Source organism: Paenibacillus swuensis (assembly GCF_001644605.1).
In the GTDB taxonomy this organism is placed as follows: Bacteria; Bacillota; Bacilli; order Paenibacillales; family DY6; genus Paenibacillus_N; species Paenibacillus_N swuensis.
The window spans coordinates 3,355,673-3,371,973 of sequence record NZ_CP011388.1 but is presented as its reverse complement, the minus strand read 5'-3'; the positions used below and the strand labels follow the sequence as shown (position 1 = coordinate 3,371,973).

Below are 16,301 nucleotides of genomic sequence, written 5' to 3'. Positions count from 1 at the left end.
CCTACCACATCTAAACAAGAAAAGTAACAAAAATCTACCTTACTTGGCTTTTGAATAAATTCATATACGCTTCCTTATCCTAACTGTAACGCCTCACGGCCCAGATTAAATCGGAGAGGAAGTCATTTTCATGAAACGAGCGCTATTAGGTTTGGTGTTTCTGGCCACATTGGCAATCATCGCGATCCCGAATCAAGGTACCACACCTGGCGACCGCTACGCACAGCCCGATTCCTTAAATCCTGGTAATATGAAAACCGCTTCAGCGGAAATCAGGCACAATCGCACGATTATGAAACAGGACCTGCAAAAAACGGAGCTGTTATCCAGGGAACAATGTGTCTTGCATATTAACCACATGCTAAGCGGGGCGAATCGGAGAACACCTTCCGACATGAAAACTGCGATGGACAACTTCCGGAAACGATACGCGCACATGGAATTGCTGGAATGGAGACGAGACGGCTCAAAGATCTCCTCAGGTTCTATAGATGCCAAGGCTTATCAGGAAGCCAAGGATGAACTGAAGAAGGCAGCAAACAGCGCCAATGCCGGAAAACAATATGTCTCCCGCCCTTTTCAGGTTAAAGGTCAGACTTACTTCGTTTTGGGCGTGCCGTCTCCGACTCCATCATCCTATGTAACAGGCATTGTTCATCAGGATTTACTTGACCAAATTAAACTTCAACAGGTTAAAAACTTGCGCATTGCCCCCTTCCCCAGCGAAGGCCGGTATCGTATTGAATCTGCTGATTCCGTCACTCTGGAAGATGTGACCGTGGATCATCCGGAGCAAAATGAAGGCACAAGTCATTATCATATGAACCAAGTGGTTGTAAAATTTCGACAATCCCCCACAAACGCGGACCTGAAGCAGATTCAGAAAGAAATAGCATGTGTTCGTATGAAAAAACTCGGCTACACGTATGTATTTGAATCCCGCCGTATGGATGCTAAACAGCTGATGCGCTATTTTCAAGAACGCTGGAACCCGCAGTATGTGGAACCTCACTTTTTATACATGACTAACGAAGCCGAATCCGCCGCACCTAATGATACACTTTACGCTAAGTACCAATGGAATCTTCCAATCATCGGAACAAACGAAGGTTGGGGCCTCAGCAAAGGAAATGAAGAAACCATTGTCGCTGTCGTGGATACAGGTGTCGATTTGGAGCATCCGGATTTGAAAGGGCGGTTACTGCCAGGATATAACGTTTTCGATAAAAGCAATGTTCCTTCTGACGATGTAGGACACGGCACGCATGTTTCCGGCATTATTTCCGCTTCGGTGAACAACAGTGAAGGTGTGGCCGGTATGACATGGTTTAACAAAATATTGCCGGTAAAGGTGCTCGATCAGAGCGGGGCCGGCTCAACTTACGCCGTGGCCGAAGGGATCATCTGGGCCGCGGACCACGGAGCCAAGGTCATTAACATGAGCTTGGGCAACTACGCTGAAGCCGAGTTTCTTCACGATGCCATTCGTTATGCATATGATAAAGATATCGTGCTGATCGCGGCTTCCGGTAATGATAACACAGAGAGACCCGGTTACCCTGCCGCCTATCCAGAAGTGTTTGCCGTTGCCGCAACGGACAGCAATTCCAGAAAAGCTGCGTTCTCCAACTATGGGGCATATATTGATGTTGCCGCGCCCGGAGTAAATATCCCTAGTACCTATACAGGCGGTCAGTACGCCGCATTATCCGGAACTTCAATGGCCAGCCCGCATGTCGCCGCCTTGGCGGGTTTGATTCGCTCCATGAATCCCGAGCTTACCAATGTCCAAATTATGGAGCTTATGCGGAAGTCCGCTACAGACTTGGGGGCGGCGGGTCATGACGCTGATTTCGGATGGGGACAGATTGACGTTCCCCGCGCTTTACAGGCAGCGTCCCAAAACCAATATTCTATACAATTCTGGCCACAGCAACTGGAACGCAAACTTGCCGCCATTGAGCGCAAATATATTCAATAATAGAAAAAAGGAGCCCTAGGGCTCCTTTGTGTTTATATCTCAGTATAATATGAAAGTTACGAGAAGTTTGCCTTAAGCCGGGTTCTGTACTTCCGGTGGTGTTAACGGTAACAAGCCTCCCACCCGTAAAGTGACAATCATCTATCTAGGCCGGACATTGCTGCCCTGCTCAAGCGACCAACCCGAACGCGCCTCGGGCTAAGGCTGCAAGTCGAGCTTGCTGCGTTCCATTAGGTCTTGCTCCAAGTGGGGTTTACCAGGGAATATGTCACCATAAACCCTCGTGGTCTCTTACACCACGGTTCCACCCTTGCCTGTGCGCTTGCGCGCCATCGGCGGTCCATTTCTGTGGCACTATCCTTCAACTCGCGTTGACTGGACGTTATCCAGCACCCTGCCCTGTGGAGCCCGGACTTTCCTCCCGCGTTTCGTAAGAATCGCCGGCGATTGTCTGTCAAACTTCTCACTCACAATTGCTAGTATACTCTGTTAACCGGCAAAACTCAACCTTCAATGAATAGCATATTTGCCTTCATTTTCCTCACTTACAAGAACAGGAAGGGCTCCGTCTCTTCTCTTGAAGCAACAACCTCCGTTGCATTCTTGCTCTCACCAAGCCGCTCACGGAGCCATTCCGCAACTCCATGCTTCATAATCTTCTCCACGTTATGACCCGGGTCAATAATACATAGCCCCGCCGCAAGTGCATCGTGAGCCGTATGGTAATCGATATCGCCTGTTACGAGGACATCCGCGCCGGCGAACATCGCGTGACCAATATAACGGCTGCCTGAACCCCCCAATACGGCTACTTTACGCACGGTTTGTTCAGGGTCACCGACTACACGTGACAACGGCACACGGAAAGCCGCCTTTACACGCTCATTCAATTCCCTCAACGTCACGGTTTCCGGCAGCTTTCCTACACGCCCCAAACCGAATGATCTGCCTTTAAGATCCATCGCATAAAGGTCATAGGCTACCTCTTCATAAGGGTGAGCTTTGAGCATAGCCTGAACTACCTTGCGATGTACATTGTCGGGCACAAGGACTTCAATCCGCACTTCATCCGTCTCCTCCAACTTTCCTAGTTGACCTGTAAACGGACTGGCACCCTCCTGAGGCTTAAACGTCCCCTTCCCATTGATGTTAAATGAGCAATGGCTGTAATTGCCGATATGCCCTGCACCTGCTTGAAACAGCGCTTCAAGAACCTGTGCATGGTGAGTCTCAGGAACAAACACAACAAGTTTATACAACTTCTCGGTGTGAATATCTTCCAAAGGAGCCAATCCGGTTAATCCCAGCGCCTCGGCCATCATATCGTTGACACCGCCGTCAGCGACATCCAGATTGGTATGAGAGATGTACACGGCTATATCATGTTTAATTAATTTCTCATACAGCTTTCCGGAAGGAGAGTCGGTCTGCAGATGCTTCAAAGCTCTGAATATAATCGCATGATGAGCGATAATTAAATCCGCGCCTTCGGCTATCGCTTCTTCCGCGACGGCATCGGTAACATCTAACGCCACAAGCACTTTACGTATATCTTTATGAAGCGTGCCTAATTGCAAACCGATTCGATCATCAGGCACCGCGTAATGCTTCGGAGCTAATTGCTCCATGTACTGAATTACAGTCTGCCCTTTCGCAAGCATGCGAGTACCTCCCCGATTCCCTGGATTTGGGCTGCAAGTTCCTCTGCCTTTTTCTTGGAGCTCTCCAGCTTGGATTGCTCTACGGTCCCTTGGATACGGTTCAACTTATCCAATTCGTGTTCCCACTTGGACATAAACACGGCATCCGCTTTCCGGATCAGATAGGGCCCAAAACTAATCACTTGCTCCGGCGTCAGACGCAGACCGCATGGAAGTTCACGGCTTTCATCATAAAGGTTGGCGTTATGCGTATCGGCATGGTCTTTCTTTACAGCTGTAAGTACCTCATAAATCTTCTTATCTTCCTCAAGAATGTGTTCATCGGTCAGAAACCAACCGTTATCCCGCAGCCATTGCCGGACCTGATCTTCCGCCACATTAGGTTGCAGCACTAAGGTCTGAACACCTTTCAACTTCTCGGGCAGCGCGGAAAGGATCGAAACAATTAGACTTCCGCCCATCCCCGCGATCGTTATCGTATCAACTTCCCCGGCTTCGAGAACGGATAGTCCGTCGCCTTGGCGCACCGCTATCATTTGCTCCAGCCGGGCGTCCTCTACTTGCTTCTTCGCCGCCTCATAAGGCCCCTTATTTACTTCTCCCGCTACGGCATAATGTACCTTTCCGCTTTGTACCAAGTAGGTCGGAAGCAAGGCATGGTCTGAACCGATATCCGCTACTTTGCTGCCTGCGGGCACTTGATGTGCAATTGTTAATAATCGTTGTGAAAGTTTAACCGTCATTTTATGCAACCCATTCTGTCCATTTTTTTCGTGATACAAATAAAATCAATCCGGCCAGAAGCAACTTACCAAAGCCGATCCACTGAATATGAGACTCCACCGCTTGTTCCACAAGTAACTGATATAGTTGAGGCATCAGCCACAGAAGCCCCCCAGCCATTAACAAAACACCGGAAGTTGATTTGGACCGATGATGTACAAGCCAGGCTAACCAACATAAGAAGAAACCTGCAGGGATCCAATACAGTTCGTGTATCCACATCGATTCTGAAACGGATTCAAGATGAATCCACCATCCGTAAGCAAGTACCAGTCCTAACCAGCCGCAAAGATGCAGAAACGGTAAGACGAGTGTAATGCCAAGCACAATCCAGAGCAAACCGCATATGGCTATATACAATGCCGTCAGATGTCCTTCAGCATAACCGCTGATTGTTAGAAAGTGTATACCAAACCAGAGCATGAGTATACTGCCGGCACCGAATAACATGACGGCCAAGGTCCTTTTCCTGGTTCTCCATATCATTCCTGCACAATATAAAATAACAACAGCCGCACCAATGACAGCCATTTGCATTGACAATGCAAAAGAGTTAAAATGAAGAGCAATAAAACAAATTAAGGAAATTACCCCAAATGAAAGAAGCCAACCAAGCCAGGAGCTGTTCTGAACAAATTTAGTGGAGATTCCGAATACCTCTGAGTCCTTGTTCACTTCTTCATCCCTATAGAGATTTAACAGAAAGTCGCAATATTGCTCCGGAAGCAGCTTGCTTCGGCGCCAATGCTCAATCTCGCGAACGATTAACGTGCGCTTCTCCACATCCATTGATTTCACTCCAACCCGGCGAACCGGCCGTATAATTTACATTGTATTCCCCAGAAAAAAGACCTTACTGCAAGCATAAGCTGCAAGCAGAAAGGTCTATGAAACCGAACTTTATTCTAAGAAATCTTTCAGGCGTTTACTGCGGCTAGGATGTCTAAGCTTGCGAAGCGCTTTAGCCTCAATCTGACGGATACGCTCACGGGTGACACCGAATACCTTGCCTACCTCTTCCAACGTACGTGTTCTTCCGTCATCCAGACCGAAACGCAAACGAAGTACATTCTCCTCGCGTTCTGTTAACGTATCCAGCACATCCTCCAGCTGCTCCTTCAACAACTCATAAGCAGCCGCGTCTGCCGGGGCCAGCGCTTCCTGATCTTCAATGAAATCGCCCAGGTGCGAATCGTCTTCTTCTCCGATTGGGGTTTCCAACGATACGGGTTCCTGCGCAATCTTCATAATCTCCCGCACTTTTTCTGTACTTAGCTCCATTTCAGCAGCAATTTCCTCCGGCGAAGGCTCCCGGCCGAATTCTTGCAGAAGCTGACGAGATACGCGAATCAGCTTATTGATGGTCTCCACCATATGCACAGGGATCCGGATCGTTCTTGCCTGATCGGCAATGGCGCGTGTGATGGCCTGACGAATCCACCAAGTTGCATAGGTACTGAATTTAAAGCCTTTGGCGTGGTCGAACTTCTCGACAGCTTTAATGAGACCCATATTACCTTCTTGAATTAAATCAAGGAATAACATGCCGCGTCCCACATAACGCTTGGCGATGGAAACAACAAGACGTAAATTAGCTTCAGCTAATCGGCGCTTCGCCTCTTCATCCCCTTTAAGAATACGCTTGGCCAATTCAACCTCATCGTCGGCGGACAACAACGGAACCCGTCCGATTTCCTTGAGGTACATTCTCACCGGGTCATTAATCTTGATGCCCGGCGGAAGCGTCAAATCATCGTCGAAGTTAAATTCATCCGGTTCCCTGTCAGGATCATCATTGTTGGGAGACATTTCATCATCGTTTTCATTCACAACCTCGATACCGATATCCGCCAACTGCTCAAAGAACTCATCCATTTGCTCGGCATCCTGATCAAAGCCCGCCATTCTCTCCATGATGTTCTTGTAAGTCAACGACGAACGTTTCTTGCCAATCTCGATTAACTGATCTTTCACTTGCTCCAGTGTTAGTTCATTTTCCAATTCCGTATGTTGGTCATTCGCCATAACTTGACTCCTCCTCCCTAGAACTTTACTGCGCTAATTACTTCTGTTGTCTCTCTAGGGTTATAATCTCACTTGCAATTTGTGCAGCTTTGATAAAGTCCCCTGCCCGCTCGGCACGGTGCATCTCTTCTTTAAGCCGTTCACTCGCGGCCATCCGGGGGAATTTCTTAATCTCTCTGATATAATCATCTATAACCTGAAAGACGGCGCCATGATCGAATTCAAGCATCAAAATTCCGCTTGCCGCCCTCTCCAGAAGATCATCTTGAAGTGTGGACATATATTTACTTGGGTCCGGCTCCTTGCCTTGAGCGTAATAAGCATATAAGTAAGCAGCAAGGGCTGCGTGAACTTCCACGTTAAACTGATCTCCGAGACGTGGTTGCACGTATTCGGCGACTTCGGCGTCATGAATCATCATCGCCAATAGCTTTCGTTCCGCGTTATGATAGGCCGGTAATAATGAGGGTGTCTTAGGTTCAACACGCTTTTCATTCATAACATTATTCCACGGATTGTCAAGATTATCCCCGCCCGTGCCTAACTTTTGCATTTCCAAGCGGATTTGATGCAGCTCTTGTTTCAAAGTTTCAGGGCTTTGGTCAAATTCTTCCGCAAGCTCTTTAAGGTAATGTTCCCTTTCCATAGGTGAATGAAGTGGAGCAATTAACTTTAAGGCTTCTTGAATATATTTAATCCGCCCTGTATCTTCTATGAGTATATGATTCTTTCGAAGATATATTAGCTTAAATTTCAGAGATGTGACAGCATCATGGATGACCTCACGTACAAACCGCTCTCCTCCATGCGCCCCGATATACTCATCCGGATCCATTCGATCCGGCAGCAGAGCAACTTTGACTTCGCAGCCGGACTTCTCGAGTAATGACAAATTCTTATAAGCAGCGGCCCTGCCTGCATCATCTCCATCATAACAAAGGATGATCCGGTCTACATTCTTATGCATCATGAATGCATTCTCTTCCGTGAGCGACGTACCCATCGTAGCCACACCGTTGTGAATCCCTGCGTCCCAAGCTTTAATCACATCGACATACCCTTCAAAAAGTACAAGTTCTCTGCTTTTTCGGATCGTCGGTCGTGCATGATTAAAATTATACAGCGTTCGACTCTTATGAAATAAGGACGATTCCGAAGAGTTTAAATACTTGGGTCCGCCTTCTCCCAGAATTCGTCCGCCAAAAGCCACAACCCGCCCCCGGGCATCCCAAATGGGAAACATAATTCGGTCGCGGAACAGATCATATGGACTTCCGTCGTTACGGGAAAGCAATAATCCGCCTTGCTTCATTAACTCCATCGGAAATTCCCGTTTGGTTAATTGCCGTGATAACGTATCCCACTGCGGGGGCGCATAGCCGATCTGAAAATGATCAATCAGCTTGTCGGAAAAGCCCCTGCCTTTCAAGTAATCCATCGCCTCTCGGCCATGCTCCGTGTTCTTAAGCAGAAAGTGGTACATGCGCGATGCCAGATCGTAAGCGTCCAACAACTTCTGCCGTTCCTTCTGCTTCTCGGTTTGCTCGGCTGTAGCGTCTTCCCACTGAACATTAACCTCAGCATCTTCAGCCATAGCTCGTACAGCCTCAGGAAAACTATAACCTTCAATCTGCATTATAAAACCGATGGAGTTCCCGCCGGCCCCGCATCCATAACATTTAAAAATTTGTTTTTCAGGTGTCACCGTGAATGAAGGCGTCTTTTCGGAATGAAATGGGCACAGCCCCTTCATATATTTGCCATTCTTGCTAAGGTGAACATACTTACCGACGGTATCCACAATATCATGGTGTTTAAGGACGGCTTCAATAACTTCATCCGGTATACTTCCGTTACTCACCTTATCACCTACATTGGAATAAACACGTAATACTATTCGCTGTTATCATTTATTTTCCTGCATGTTAGTCAAAACTTTTGTCAAAGTTTGTAGAAAATGTTTGCGATCTTCATCCGTCATCGGTTTGGGTCCTCTGGAACGCATACCGCCACGCCTTTTTTTGGCTTGCTCATGTCTCGTTTCCAATAAGAAATCCATCGTGAGATCCGTATATCTTTGTCCCCGGTTGGAAAGTACCACGGCACGTTTGGCAAGTCCGATCGTCGCAAGACCAAAGTCCTGCGTAACCAGCACATCCCCCGGGCGCAATTGATTGGCGATGTAGAGGTCAACAGACTGATCCGAACGGTCGACCTGCACATTATGAACACCGGCCATTTCTTTAAGCCGATGGTCATAGGAAGCAATCATCCAAACTTCCGCTCCAAATGAGGCTCCCGCTGAAACGATTTCCTGCTTAACGGGACAAGCATCCGCATCAACCAGAATTCTGCCCGTACCTGTATTGCTGGAAATAATCATCACCCATATCTTGCCTTAGTATTGGAATCCATATGTGTTATATACGAGAAACAGAGGGTGAAGTCCTTCTTTTCTAGGATCTCATCATATCAATAATAACACTTGCCGTCTCTTCTACAGCTCTGCTTGAGACATCCAGAACTTCACAACCCAATCTCTCCATAATGCGTTGTGAATATTCCAATTCGCTTACAATACGATTCACATTGGCGTAATTGGCATCACCGGCGAGTCCTAAAGCTTTTAACCGTTCAATTCGAATTTGATTCAGCTTATCCGGATTAATCGTAAGTCCGATGATTTTACGTTTGGCAATCGTAAATAATTCATTCGGAGGCTTCAGTTCCGGAACAAGCGGGACGTTAGCGACCTTAAATTTTTTGTAAGCAAGATACATGGAAAGCGGTGTTTTGGAAGTGCGGGATACACCGACCAGAACAATGTCCGCCTTCAGCACCCCCATCGGATCGCGTCCGTCATCATATTTAACCGCGAATTCGACCGCCTCGACCTTTTTGAAATAATCTTCATTCAGTTCGTGGATGAGCCCGGGCTTATGTCTGGATTCCTGGCCTATGATGCGTTCCAATGATGAAATGACCGGCCCCAGAGTATCAATATATGGAATACTGTACTTCATCGCTTGTTCAATCACATAGTCTCTCATCTCCGGAACTACTAATGTGAACAAAATGATGGCTTTGTCTCTTAGTACAGCCTCGATGGCCTTATCCACGTCCGAACGATCGAGAATGTAGGGTGTACGGCGAATATTCACTTGTACGGGATAGAACTGCGCTGCCGCAGCCCTCACTACCGAATCTCCCGTATCTCCGGCTGAATCGGATAACACATAGACAACAGGAGCGAACACGACATTGTCCAACTTCATCTCTCCTTTCTTACCAGACCAGCTTGGAGAAATCCGCGAATTTCTTCAATCCGCCGGATATCGCGTGTAACGTCGCTAACCGGTTAGAACGAATGTTGTCATCATCAGCCATAACCATCACTTTGTCAAAATAAGCGGTAACGGCGGGCTTAAGCTCAGCCAAAGCAGCTAGTGCTTGTCCTTCCATGCCTTGATTAAGCAGGTGTTCATAACGACCTTGAATTTCGAGCCAGCGGGTATACAAATCATGTTCAACAGACTCTGTAAATAAAGACGCGTCAACGGTATGGGCAGTTGCTTTACCTGCGAGGTTATTTACACGATTAAACGATTCTACCGTAATCTTAAAGTCAGGTTGTTGCACGGCCTCCATTAACGCTTCACCCCGGCGTACTACGGAAGAGATATCGTTATATCCGCTGGCCAGGACGGCATCCACCACATCGTATCTTGCCTGTTCTGACAAGACATTCTTGACACGAAGCCCGAAGAAATCGTGTAAATCCTTCTCGATACCTTCCGCATCCCGCTTCAGTAACCCTGCATCACGATGTACGCTTAGCGCTGCGCGGAACGCTTCTGCAAGCGTGCACTCCGTAGGGTGATCCAGCATCATTTGCACAATACCTGCCGCTTGACGACGCAAGGCATACGGATCTTGAGAACCGGTCGGAATGATTCCGATCGAAAAGCAACCGACAATGGTATCCAGCTTATCCGCTATACTTACAATTGCGCCTACCTGTGAGGCGGGAGATTGGTCACCGGAGAAGCGAGGTTGATAATGTTCAAATATCCCTTTGGCCACCGGCTCAGGCTCGCCCGCTTTACGCGCGTAATCTTCGCCCATCACGCCCTGTAATTCCGGAAATTCATATACCATCTGGGTAACCAAATCGAATTTACAGATCGCAGCCGTACGTTCAATATGAAAAGCAGTTACTTGATCCACCTTCATGATGCCGGATAACATCCCGGCTAATTTACCGATCCGACGAACCTTATCCGCGACCGTCCCCAGTTCCTCGTGGAAAACAATCGTTTCCAGTTTGTCCAAGGCGGTTGCGATGGGAAGCTTTTGATCTTCACGGTAGAAGAAACGAGCATCGGAAAGCCTTGCGCGCAACACTTTCTCGTTTCCTTTCGCGACCTGTTCCAATGCAACCTCGTTACCATTTCGAACCGTTACAAAATAGGGCAGCAATTCCCCATCATGATTCAGCACCGGGAAATAACGCTGGTGCTCCCGCATGGATGTGATAAGCACATCTTGCGGAATGGTCAGGAAATCGGGATCAAACGTACCGAATAATACAGTTGGATATTCAACAAGGAAGAGCACTTCCTCCAGCAGATCCTCTTTAATAGATATGGTCCAGCCTTTGTCTTTGGAGAGACTTTGGATTCCCTCCAGGATGAGTCCCTGTCTTTCTTCCACATCCACATAAACAGACTCCTCTTTCAGAGTGTCCGCATATGCGGAAGGAGAGCCAATTTCCGTGTCATTACCCAGAAAGCGGTGCCCCCGGGAAATACGACCCGTGCTTACTCCTGCAATTTCAAACGGAACGACTTCCTCTCCAAACAGGGCAACCATCCACCGTATCGGCCGGACAAACTTAAGATCCCAAGCTCCCCAACGCATATTCTTCGGAAAGGTCATAGAAGTAATGATGGCAGGCAGGGCTTCGTTCAGTAGCGATGAAGTGGCTGTACCGACACTGCTCTTCTTGGCATAGATGTATTCCACGCCTCCAAGTTCCTGGAAATAGAAGCTTTCCGGATCCACCCCTTGGCTTCTGGCAAAACCCTGTGCCGCCTTGCTCCACGCACCAGTTTCATCTAAAGCGATTTTGCGGGAGGGTCCTTTAACTTCCTCATTCACATCGGTTTGCTTCTCTTCAACGCTTTGAATATACACAGCTAATCTCCGCGGTGTGGCATATGCCTTAACCTCGCCGTGACCGATTCGCGCCTCGCTTAACCATTTCACGGTCTTTTCCTTAAGTTGCTCCATAGCCGCGCGGATAAACCGTGCCGGTACTTCCTCAAGGCCAATTTCAAGCAATAAATCTTTAGGCATTCGCGTCCACTCCCTTCTCAGCCTTCGCCAGCAACGGGAAGCCCAGACGCTCCCGCTCTGCCAAATAGGTTGCTGCGCATTCCCTTGCCAGATTCCGAACACGCATAATGTATCCGGTACGCTCCGTCACGGAAATGGCACCCCGGGCATCCAGCAGATTGAACGTATGGGAGCATTTCAACACATAGTCGTAGGCCGGAAATACAAGTTGTTGTTGCAGGGCGCGTCGAGCTTCCTCTTCATAGGTTGCAAACAGCCCGAAAAGCATCTTGGCGTCCGACACTTCAAACGTATATTTGGAATGCTCATATTCCGGTTGCAGAAAGACGTCACCGTATGTAATGCCTTCCACCCATTCCAGATCAAACACATTCTCTTTATTTTGAATATACGAAGCCATCCGTTCCAATCCGTACGTAATCTCTACAGCCACCGGACTGGCATCAATGCCGCCGACTTGCTGGAAATACGTGAACTGGGTAATCTCCATGCCGTCAAGCCACACTTCCCAACCCAATCCCCATGCGCCTAACGTAGGTGATTCCCAGTTATCTTCCACAAACCGGATATCATGTTGCAGGGGATCAATGCCTAAACGCTTCAGACTTTCAAGATAAAGCTCCTGAATATTGTCCGGGGAGGGCTTCAAGATCACTTGAAACTGATGATGCTGATACAAACGGTTCGGGTTTTCGCCATAACGTCCATCTGCGGGACGACGGGAAGGCTCCACATAGGCCACATTCCACGGCTCCGGACCAATACTGCGCAAGAACGTCATCGGGTTCATTGTACCCGCGCCTTTCTCCGTGTCATAAGGTTGAACAATAATACATTTCTGTTCGGCCCAAAAGTTCTGCAGGGTCAAAATAATTTGTTGAAAATTCATGACAAGACTCCTTTACGAAATATAATCTTGCAGACACAAAAAACCCCCATCCATACACCTGCGGTACAGGTATAGGGACGAGAGTTGTTGATTCCCGCGGTTCCACCCTAATTGGCCGAATACATCTTCTCGACCCGCTTTCTTACAGAGAACACTCCGGAGTGCCGTGTTCACCAGGTGGTTGTTCGGGCTCGCACGGTCCCCGATCGCTTAAACAAACCTTATCCGGTTACTTTCTCCTTCATAGCGTCTTATTCGTTTACACATTAGATTACATTATGATAACTAAATCTTCAGACGATGTCAAACAGACTGCTTCATGTTAAATATCGTACTTATCCATCTGATCCAGGAAATGCAAAGATCGAAACGGAATACTGACATGTATATCCATATAGGCACGCATACATTGTTTAAGTTGCAAACGGGTTTCATGTTTGACCGTTATATTGCCCAATCGTCGTAAATCAACCTGTTGGAACACATTCAACAACTTCACGGTCCCTTCTGTTACTGAAATCCCCCTAGGATCGCGCAATCTGCATAGTCTGCATAATAACCCGCCCATTCCGGGGCTAAGCGAGAACGGAGGTTCATCCCTGCCGCAATGTACGCAAGCATCCAAAACAGGGGCGACGCCAGAGAAATGCAGCATCTTCATCTCAAACATACGTACTATAATTTGAGGATCTTTTCCCTCTTCAAATGCGTCTAATGCGGCTTTAAGTTGCTCAAAAAGAAACTCGCTGGCCTCTGTGTCCTCCACCATCCGGTCTACCATCTCCACCAGGTAAGCAGCATACGCGGCCAAATGAAGATCTCCGCGAATTTTGTGATGCGCGGTCAGAATTTCCCCTTGATTTAAAGAACCCAGACCGCTGGTTTTATAAAACATAAATTCACCATATGTAAACAGCTGGCTTACGCCAGCGTGTCGGCTTTTGAGCTTCTTTGCTCCTTTTGCCATGATTCCGATTTTGCCGTGTGTTTTAGAATAAATCGTTATAATTTTGTTGCCCTCACCATAGTCCATACTGCGAATAACGATACCTTCAACTTTGTACAGCATATCCTTCCCCCGCTCCCATGCGTTCATTGAAGGTATGTCAGTTTAAGGATTCCGCCCACTCTTCCTGGTGTTCCTCTTCGTGCTCATTCGCCTCATTCTGACCGCGGTTATCCCAATCCCGATAAAGCATATATGCTTCCACATCACCTGTATTTGCAAATACATTCCATGAAAAGTCTCGCATCGCTATCATCCTTCCGGTTGGAGTGTTTGGACCTTGTGAATTAAGGCTAGCCAAGCGTAAACTCCTCTTTAGGATGATGAGAATCGCAGGGATCTATGCGTTACAATTAATGTCAGTCATGACGGAATCCCAGATCCTTCAGCACGCGCTCTTGATTGCGCCAATCCTTCTTCACCTTTACCCATAGCTCCAGAAAAATCTTGGAACCCAGCAATCTTTCGATATCCATACGTGCTTCTCTGCCGATCTCTTTAAGCAGTGATCCCTGTTTTCCGATAATAATACCCTTTTGTGAGTCCCTTTCCACAAAGATGACGGCCCCGATATCGACCATTCCGTTAGGTTTAACCCGCATACTTTCGATTTGCACAGCGATGGAGTGCGGTATTTCCTCGCGGGTTTTGTGAAGAATCTTTTCCCGGATTAATTCAGCGCAAACAAATTGCTCGGGGTGGTCCGTAACTTGATCGGACGGATAGTATTGAGGACCTTCGTTTAAATATTTACGAACTTGATCCAGCAACGTATTCACGTTATTGCCCTGCCTCGCGGAAATGGGCACAATCTCTGCAAAGTCATACAACTCTTTATATTGTGAGATGATAGGGAGCAATGCTTCCGGATGTACCTGATCAATCTTGTTCATGACCAATATAACCGGGGTTTTCACATGCTTGAGTTGTTCAATAATGAACCGGTCGCCGCCTCCGATTCCGTCCACAACGTCAATCAGGAATAGTACCGCGTCCACTTCGGAAAAAGTGCTTTGCGCAACCTTCATCATATAATCGCCAAGCTTGGACTGGGGTTTGTGAATACCGGGTGTATCCAAAAAGACGATCTGATAATCATCGGTCGTATAAACACCATGAATTTTGTTTCGTGTAGTTTGAGGTTTGTCTGACATGATGGCTATTTTTTGGCCGATGACCTGATTCATTAAAGTCGATTTCCCGACGTTAGGACGGCCGATAATGGCAACAAATCCGGAGCGGAATTTTTTTGAAGCGTTTGACATGGATGTTCCTCCTGCTTATTTAAGACTCGTTTGGTCAAAAGCGCCTGGAAGCAGCTCTTTCACGGTTGTTGTAATATAGACGCCTGCAGTGTTTCCGAGAATAACGGGCATATCCGGCCCGCAGATTTCAATCATAACCTGACGGCAAATGCCGCAAGGCGCAATGGGGCCTTCCGTATCGCCGACGATAGCCATGGATTTAAACGTCCCTGCTTTGCGACCCTCAGAGATCGCCCGAAACATGCTGGTGCGTTCCGCGCAGTTCGTCGCGCCGTAAGAAGCATTTTCGACATTGCAGCCATGGATAATATCTCCGCTTTCGTGCAACAGGGCCGCGCCTACCTTGAAATTGGAATAAGGGACATACGCTTTCTCTCTGGCTTTTAATGCTTCACTGATTAAGGCTCTTTCGTCCATGGAATTCACCCTTTGCTTTCAATTTTTTATAGAATTGCCCACAGTTTAAAATCCAAGCCATTCCTTAAGGGGAAACGCGAAAACATATATAAAAACAATAATGGCAAAAACCGCAGTGACCAACACGGCTCCTGCGGCGGTATCTTTCGCGATTTTGGCTAGCGGGTGTTCCGTCGGCATCGCCAGATCCACGGTTTTCTCAATAGCTGTATTGAACAGTTCGGCGCTTAAGACCAACGTAATTGCCAGAAGCACAAACATCAATCGGTCTCCCGGAATATGAAACAGCCAACTCAATCCCAACACCGCGCCGGTTGCAAATACATGAAATTTCATATGCCGTTCATGTTTAACCGCGTAAATTATACCTTGCCAAGCTACGGTGAAGGCCGAAAGACCTCCAAGACGGTGTCTCACCTGCTCAGTCCCACTTTGCCCAGAATCGCTTCCTGCTTGTCCATCATGGTCTTCTCCGCAGCTTCATCTTCATGATCATATCCGATCAAATGAAGGAATCCGTGTACAAACAAGAAACCTACTTCACGTTCAAAAGAGTGTCCATAGTCCTCAGCTTGGGCTTTCGCACGTTCCACTGAAATGACGATGTCCCCCAGAACATCGGAGAAATCGTCCGGTTCGGCCTCGCCTTCTTCAAGTTCATATAGAATTTCCGGCTCCTCGTCCACAAATTCCTGCATAGAGAAGGAAAGTACATCCGTCGGTTTGTCCATGTTCCGGTATTGTTTGTTAAGCTCATGAATTTCCTGATCGGTGACGAACGTCAGGGAAACCTCGCCTTCTTCCACCTTCTCGGCTTGTCCCGCCTCTTGCAGCAAGCGTTCCAACAGGCTTGCCAACTCCTCCGAAATCGGATGAATTTCTTGATTATCGCTCCACGTTAAGTTCAACGCCATGG

16 protein-coding genes and 1 other RNA gene are annotated in these 16,301 nt (G+C 47.6%); 1 reads left to right on the top strand and 16 read right to left on the bottom strand.

What is annotated here, in order from left to right; genetic code table 11:
- The first annotated feature begins 130 nt into the window (after nucleotides 1-130).
- Entirely contained in the window at nucleotides 131-1,981 is a 1,851-nt protein-coding gene (locus tag SY83_RS14820) for a S8 family peptidase (protein WP_068607794.1), read from the top strand.
- Between the two features lie 58 nt (nucleotides 1,982-2,039).
- Here the strand turns inward: SY83_RS14820 and rnpB are convergent.
- From rnpB to ybeY, 16 genes are all read right to left on the bottom strand, one after another.
- An RNA gene (rnpB, locus tag SY83_RS14815) (RNase P RNA component class A) lies at nucleotides 2,040-2,444 on the bottom strand.
- Between the two features lie 82 nt (nucleotides 2,445-2,526).
- Complete coding sequence (locus SY83_RS14810; protein WP_068607791.1) at nucleotides 2,527-3,642, bottom strand: Nif3-like dinuclear metal center hexameric protein; 1,116 nt, start codon at nucleotides 3,640-3,642, stop codon at nucleotides 2,527-2,529.
- Nucleotides 3,618-4,385, bottom strand: a complete 768-nt coding sequence (locus tag SY83_RS14805) for a tRNA (adenine(22)-N(1))-methyltransferase (protein ID WP_068607790.1) — start codon at nucleotides 4,383-4,385, stop codon at nucleotides 3,618-3,620. Before SY83_RS14805 ends, SY83_RS14810 begins: the two co-directional genes overlap by 25 nt.
- A gap of 1 nt (nucleotide 4,386) precedes the next feature.
- Nucleotides 4,387-5,223: a hypothetical protein gene (locus SY83_RS14800; RefSeq protein ID WP_197479868.1), complete on the bottom strand. Its 837-nt coding sequence runs from the start codon at nucleotides 5,221-5,223 to the stop codon at nucleotides 4,387-4,389.
- Between the two features lie 102 nt (nucleotides 5,224-5,325).
- Nucleotides 5,326-6,450 carry an RNA polymerase sigma factor RpoD gene (gene rpoD, locus SY83_RS14795; protein ID WP_068607787.1) on the bottom strand — a complete coding sequence of 375 codons (1,125 nt, stop codon included), beginning with the start codon at nucleotides 6,448-6,450 and terminating at the stop codon, nucleotides 5,326-5,328.
- Between the two features lie 37 nt (nucleotides 6,451-6,487).
- On the bottom strand, nucleotides 6,488-8,311 hold the full coding sequence (gene dnaG, locus SY83_RS14790; RefSeq protein WP_068607785.1) for a DNA primase: 1,824 nt from the start codon (nucleotides 8,309-8,311) through the stop codon (nucleotides 6,488-6,490).
- 45 nt (nucleotides 8,312-8,356) lie between these two features.
- Complete coding sequence (locus tag SY83_RS14785; protein ID WP_068607783.1) at nucleotides 8,357-8,833, bottom strand: YaiI/YqxD family protein; 477 nt, start codon at nucleotides 8,831-8,833, stop codon at nucleotides 8,357-8,359.
- Between the two features lie 73 nt (nucleotides 8,834-8,906).
- Nucleotides 8,907-9,719 (bottom strand): pyruvate, water dikinase regulatory protein, encoded by an 813-nt coding sequence (locus SY83_RS14780; RefSeq protein ID WP_407944595.1) that lies wholly within the window; start codon nucleotides 9,717-9,719, stop codon nucleotides 8,907-8,909.
- A 16-nt stretch (nucleotides 9,720-9,735) separates the two neighbouring features.
- Nucleotides 9,736-11,808, bottom strand: a complete 2,073-nt coding sequence (glyS, locus tag SY83_RS14775) for a glycine--tRNA ligase subunit beta (protein WP_068607778.1) — start codon at nucleotides 11,806-11,808, stop codon at nucleotides 9,736-9,738.
- Nucleotides 11,801-12,697: a glycine--tRNA ligase subunit alpha gene (gene glyQ / locus SY83_RS14770; RefSeq protein ID WP_068607770.1), complete on the bottom strand. Its 897-nt coding sequence runs from the start codon at nucleotides 12,695-12,697 to the stop codon at nucleotides 11,801-11,803. The genes glyS and glyQ overlap by 8 nt, the downstream gene beginning before the upstream one ends.
- A gap of 322 nt (nucleotides 12,698-13,019) precedes the next feature.
- Nucleotides 13,020-13,793: a DNA repair protein RecO gene (gene recO / locus SY83_RS14765; protein WP_331709941.1), complete on the bottom strand. Its 774-nt coding sequence runs from the start codon at nucleotides 13,791-13,793 to the stop codon at nucleotides 13,020-13,022.
- Nucleotides 13,794-13,803: 10 nt separating this feature from the next.
- A complete protein-coding gene (locus tag SY83_RS22820) occupies nucleotides 13,804-13,950 on the bottom strand; it encodes a YqzL family protein (protein WP_157279865.1) in 147 nt (48 codons plus the stop codon).
- Nucleotides 13,951-14,062: 112 nt separating this feature from the next.
- A complete protein-coding gene (era, locus tag SY83_RS14760; RefSeq protein ID WP_068607767.1) occupies nucleotides 14,063-14,968 on the bottom strand; it encodes a GTPase Era in 906 nt (301 codons plus the stop codon).
- A 15-nt stretch (nucleotides 14,969-14,983) separates the two neighbouring features.
- On the bottom strand, nucleotides 14,984-15,385 hold the full coding sequence (locus SY83_RS14755; RefSeq protein WP_068607764.1) for a cytidine deaminase: 402 nt from the start codon (nucleotides 15,383-15,385) through the stop codon (nucleotides 14,984-14,986).
- Nucleotides 15,386-15,430: 45 nt separating this feature from the next.
- Nucleotides 15,431-15,721 (bottom strand): diacylglycerol kinase family protein, encoded by a 291-nt coding sequence (locus tag SY83_RS14750; protein ID WP_157279947.1) that lies wholly within the window; start codon nucleotides 15,719-15,721, stop codon nucleotides 15,431-15,433.
- A 77-nt stretch (nucleotides 15,722-15,798) separates the two neighbouring features.
- Complete coding sequence (ybeY, locus tag SY83_RS14745; protein WP_068607758.1) at nucleotides 15,799-16,299, bottom strand: rRNA maturation RNase YbeY; 501 nt, start codon at nucleotides 16,297-16,299, stop codon at nucleotides 15,799-15,801.
- Nucleotides 16,300-16,301: the final 2 nt, after the last annotated feature.

What these genes read in the sequence shown, in the direction of transcription:
- SY83_RS14820 (WP_068607794.1), top strand. Translation starts at nt 131, where the DNA reads ATGAAACGAGCGCTATTAGGTTTGGTGTTTCTGGCCACATTGGCAATC.
- SY83_RS14810 (WP_068607791.1), bottom strand. Translation starts at nt 3,642, where the DNA reads ATGCTTGCGAAAGGGCAGACTGTAATTCAGTACATGGAGCAATTAGCT.
- SY83_RS14805 (WP_068607790.1), bottom strand. Translation starts at nt 4,385, where the DNA reads ATGACGGTTAAACTTTCACAACGATTATTAACAATTGCACATCAAGTG.
- rpoD (WP_068607787.1), bottom strand. Translation starts at nt 6,450, where the DNA reads ATGGCGAATGACCAACATACGGAATTGGAAAATGAACTAACACTGGAG.
- SY83_RS14785 (WP_068607783.1), bottom strand. Translation starts at nt 8,833, where the DNA reads ATGATTATTTCCAGCAATACAGGTACGGGCAGAATTCTGGTTGATGCG.
- glyS (WP_068607778.1), bottom strand. Translation starts at nt 11,808, where the DNA reads ATGCCTAAAGATTTATTGCTTGAAATTGGCCTTGAGGAAGTACCGGCA.
- glyQ (WP_068607770.1), bottom strand. Translation starts at nt 12,697, where the DNA reads ATGAATTTTCAACAAATTATTTTGACCCTGCAGAACTTTTGGGCCGAA.
- recO (WP_331709941.1), bottom strand. Translation starts at nt 13,793, where the DNA reads ATGAACGCATGGGAGCGGGGGAAGGATATGCTGTACAAAGTTGAAGGT.
- SY83_RS22820 (WP_157279865.1), bottom strand. Translation starts at nt 13,950, where the DNA reads ATGCGAGACTTTTCATGGAATGTATTTGCAAATACAGGTGATGTGGAA.
- era (WP_068607767.1), bottom strand. Translation starts at nt 14,968, where the DNA reads ATGTCAAACGCTTCAAAAAAATTCCGCTCCGGATTTGTTGCCATTATC.
- SY83_RS14755 (WP_068607764.1), bottom strand. Translation starts at nt 15,385, where the DNA reads ATGGACGAAAGAGCCTTAATCAGTGAAGCATTAAAAGCCAGAGAGAAA.
- SY83_RS14750 (WP_157279947.1), bottom strand. Translation starts at nt 15,721, where the DNA reads ATGAAATTTCATGTATTTGCAACCGGCGCGGTGTTGGGATTGAGTTGG.
- ybeY (WP_068607758.1), bottom strand. Translation starts at nt 16,299, where the DNA reads ATGGCGTTGAACTTAACGTGGAGCGATAATCAAGAAATTCATCCGATT.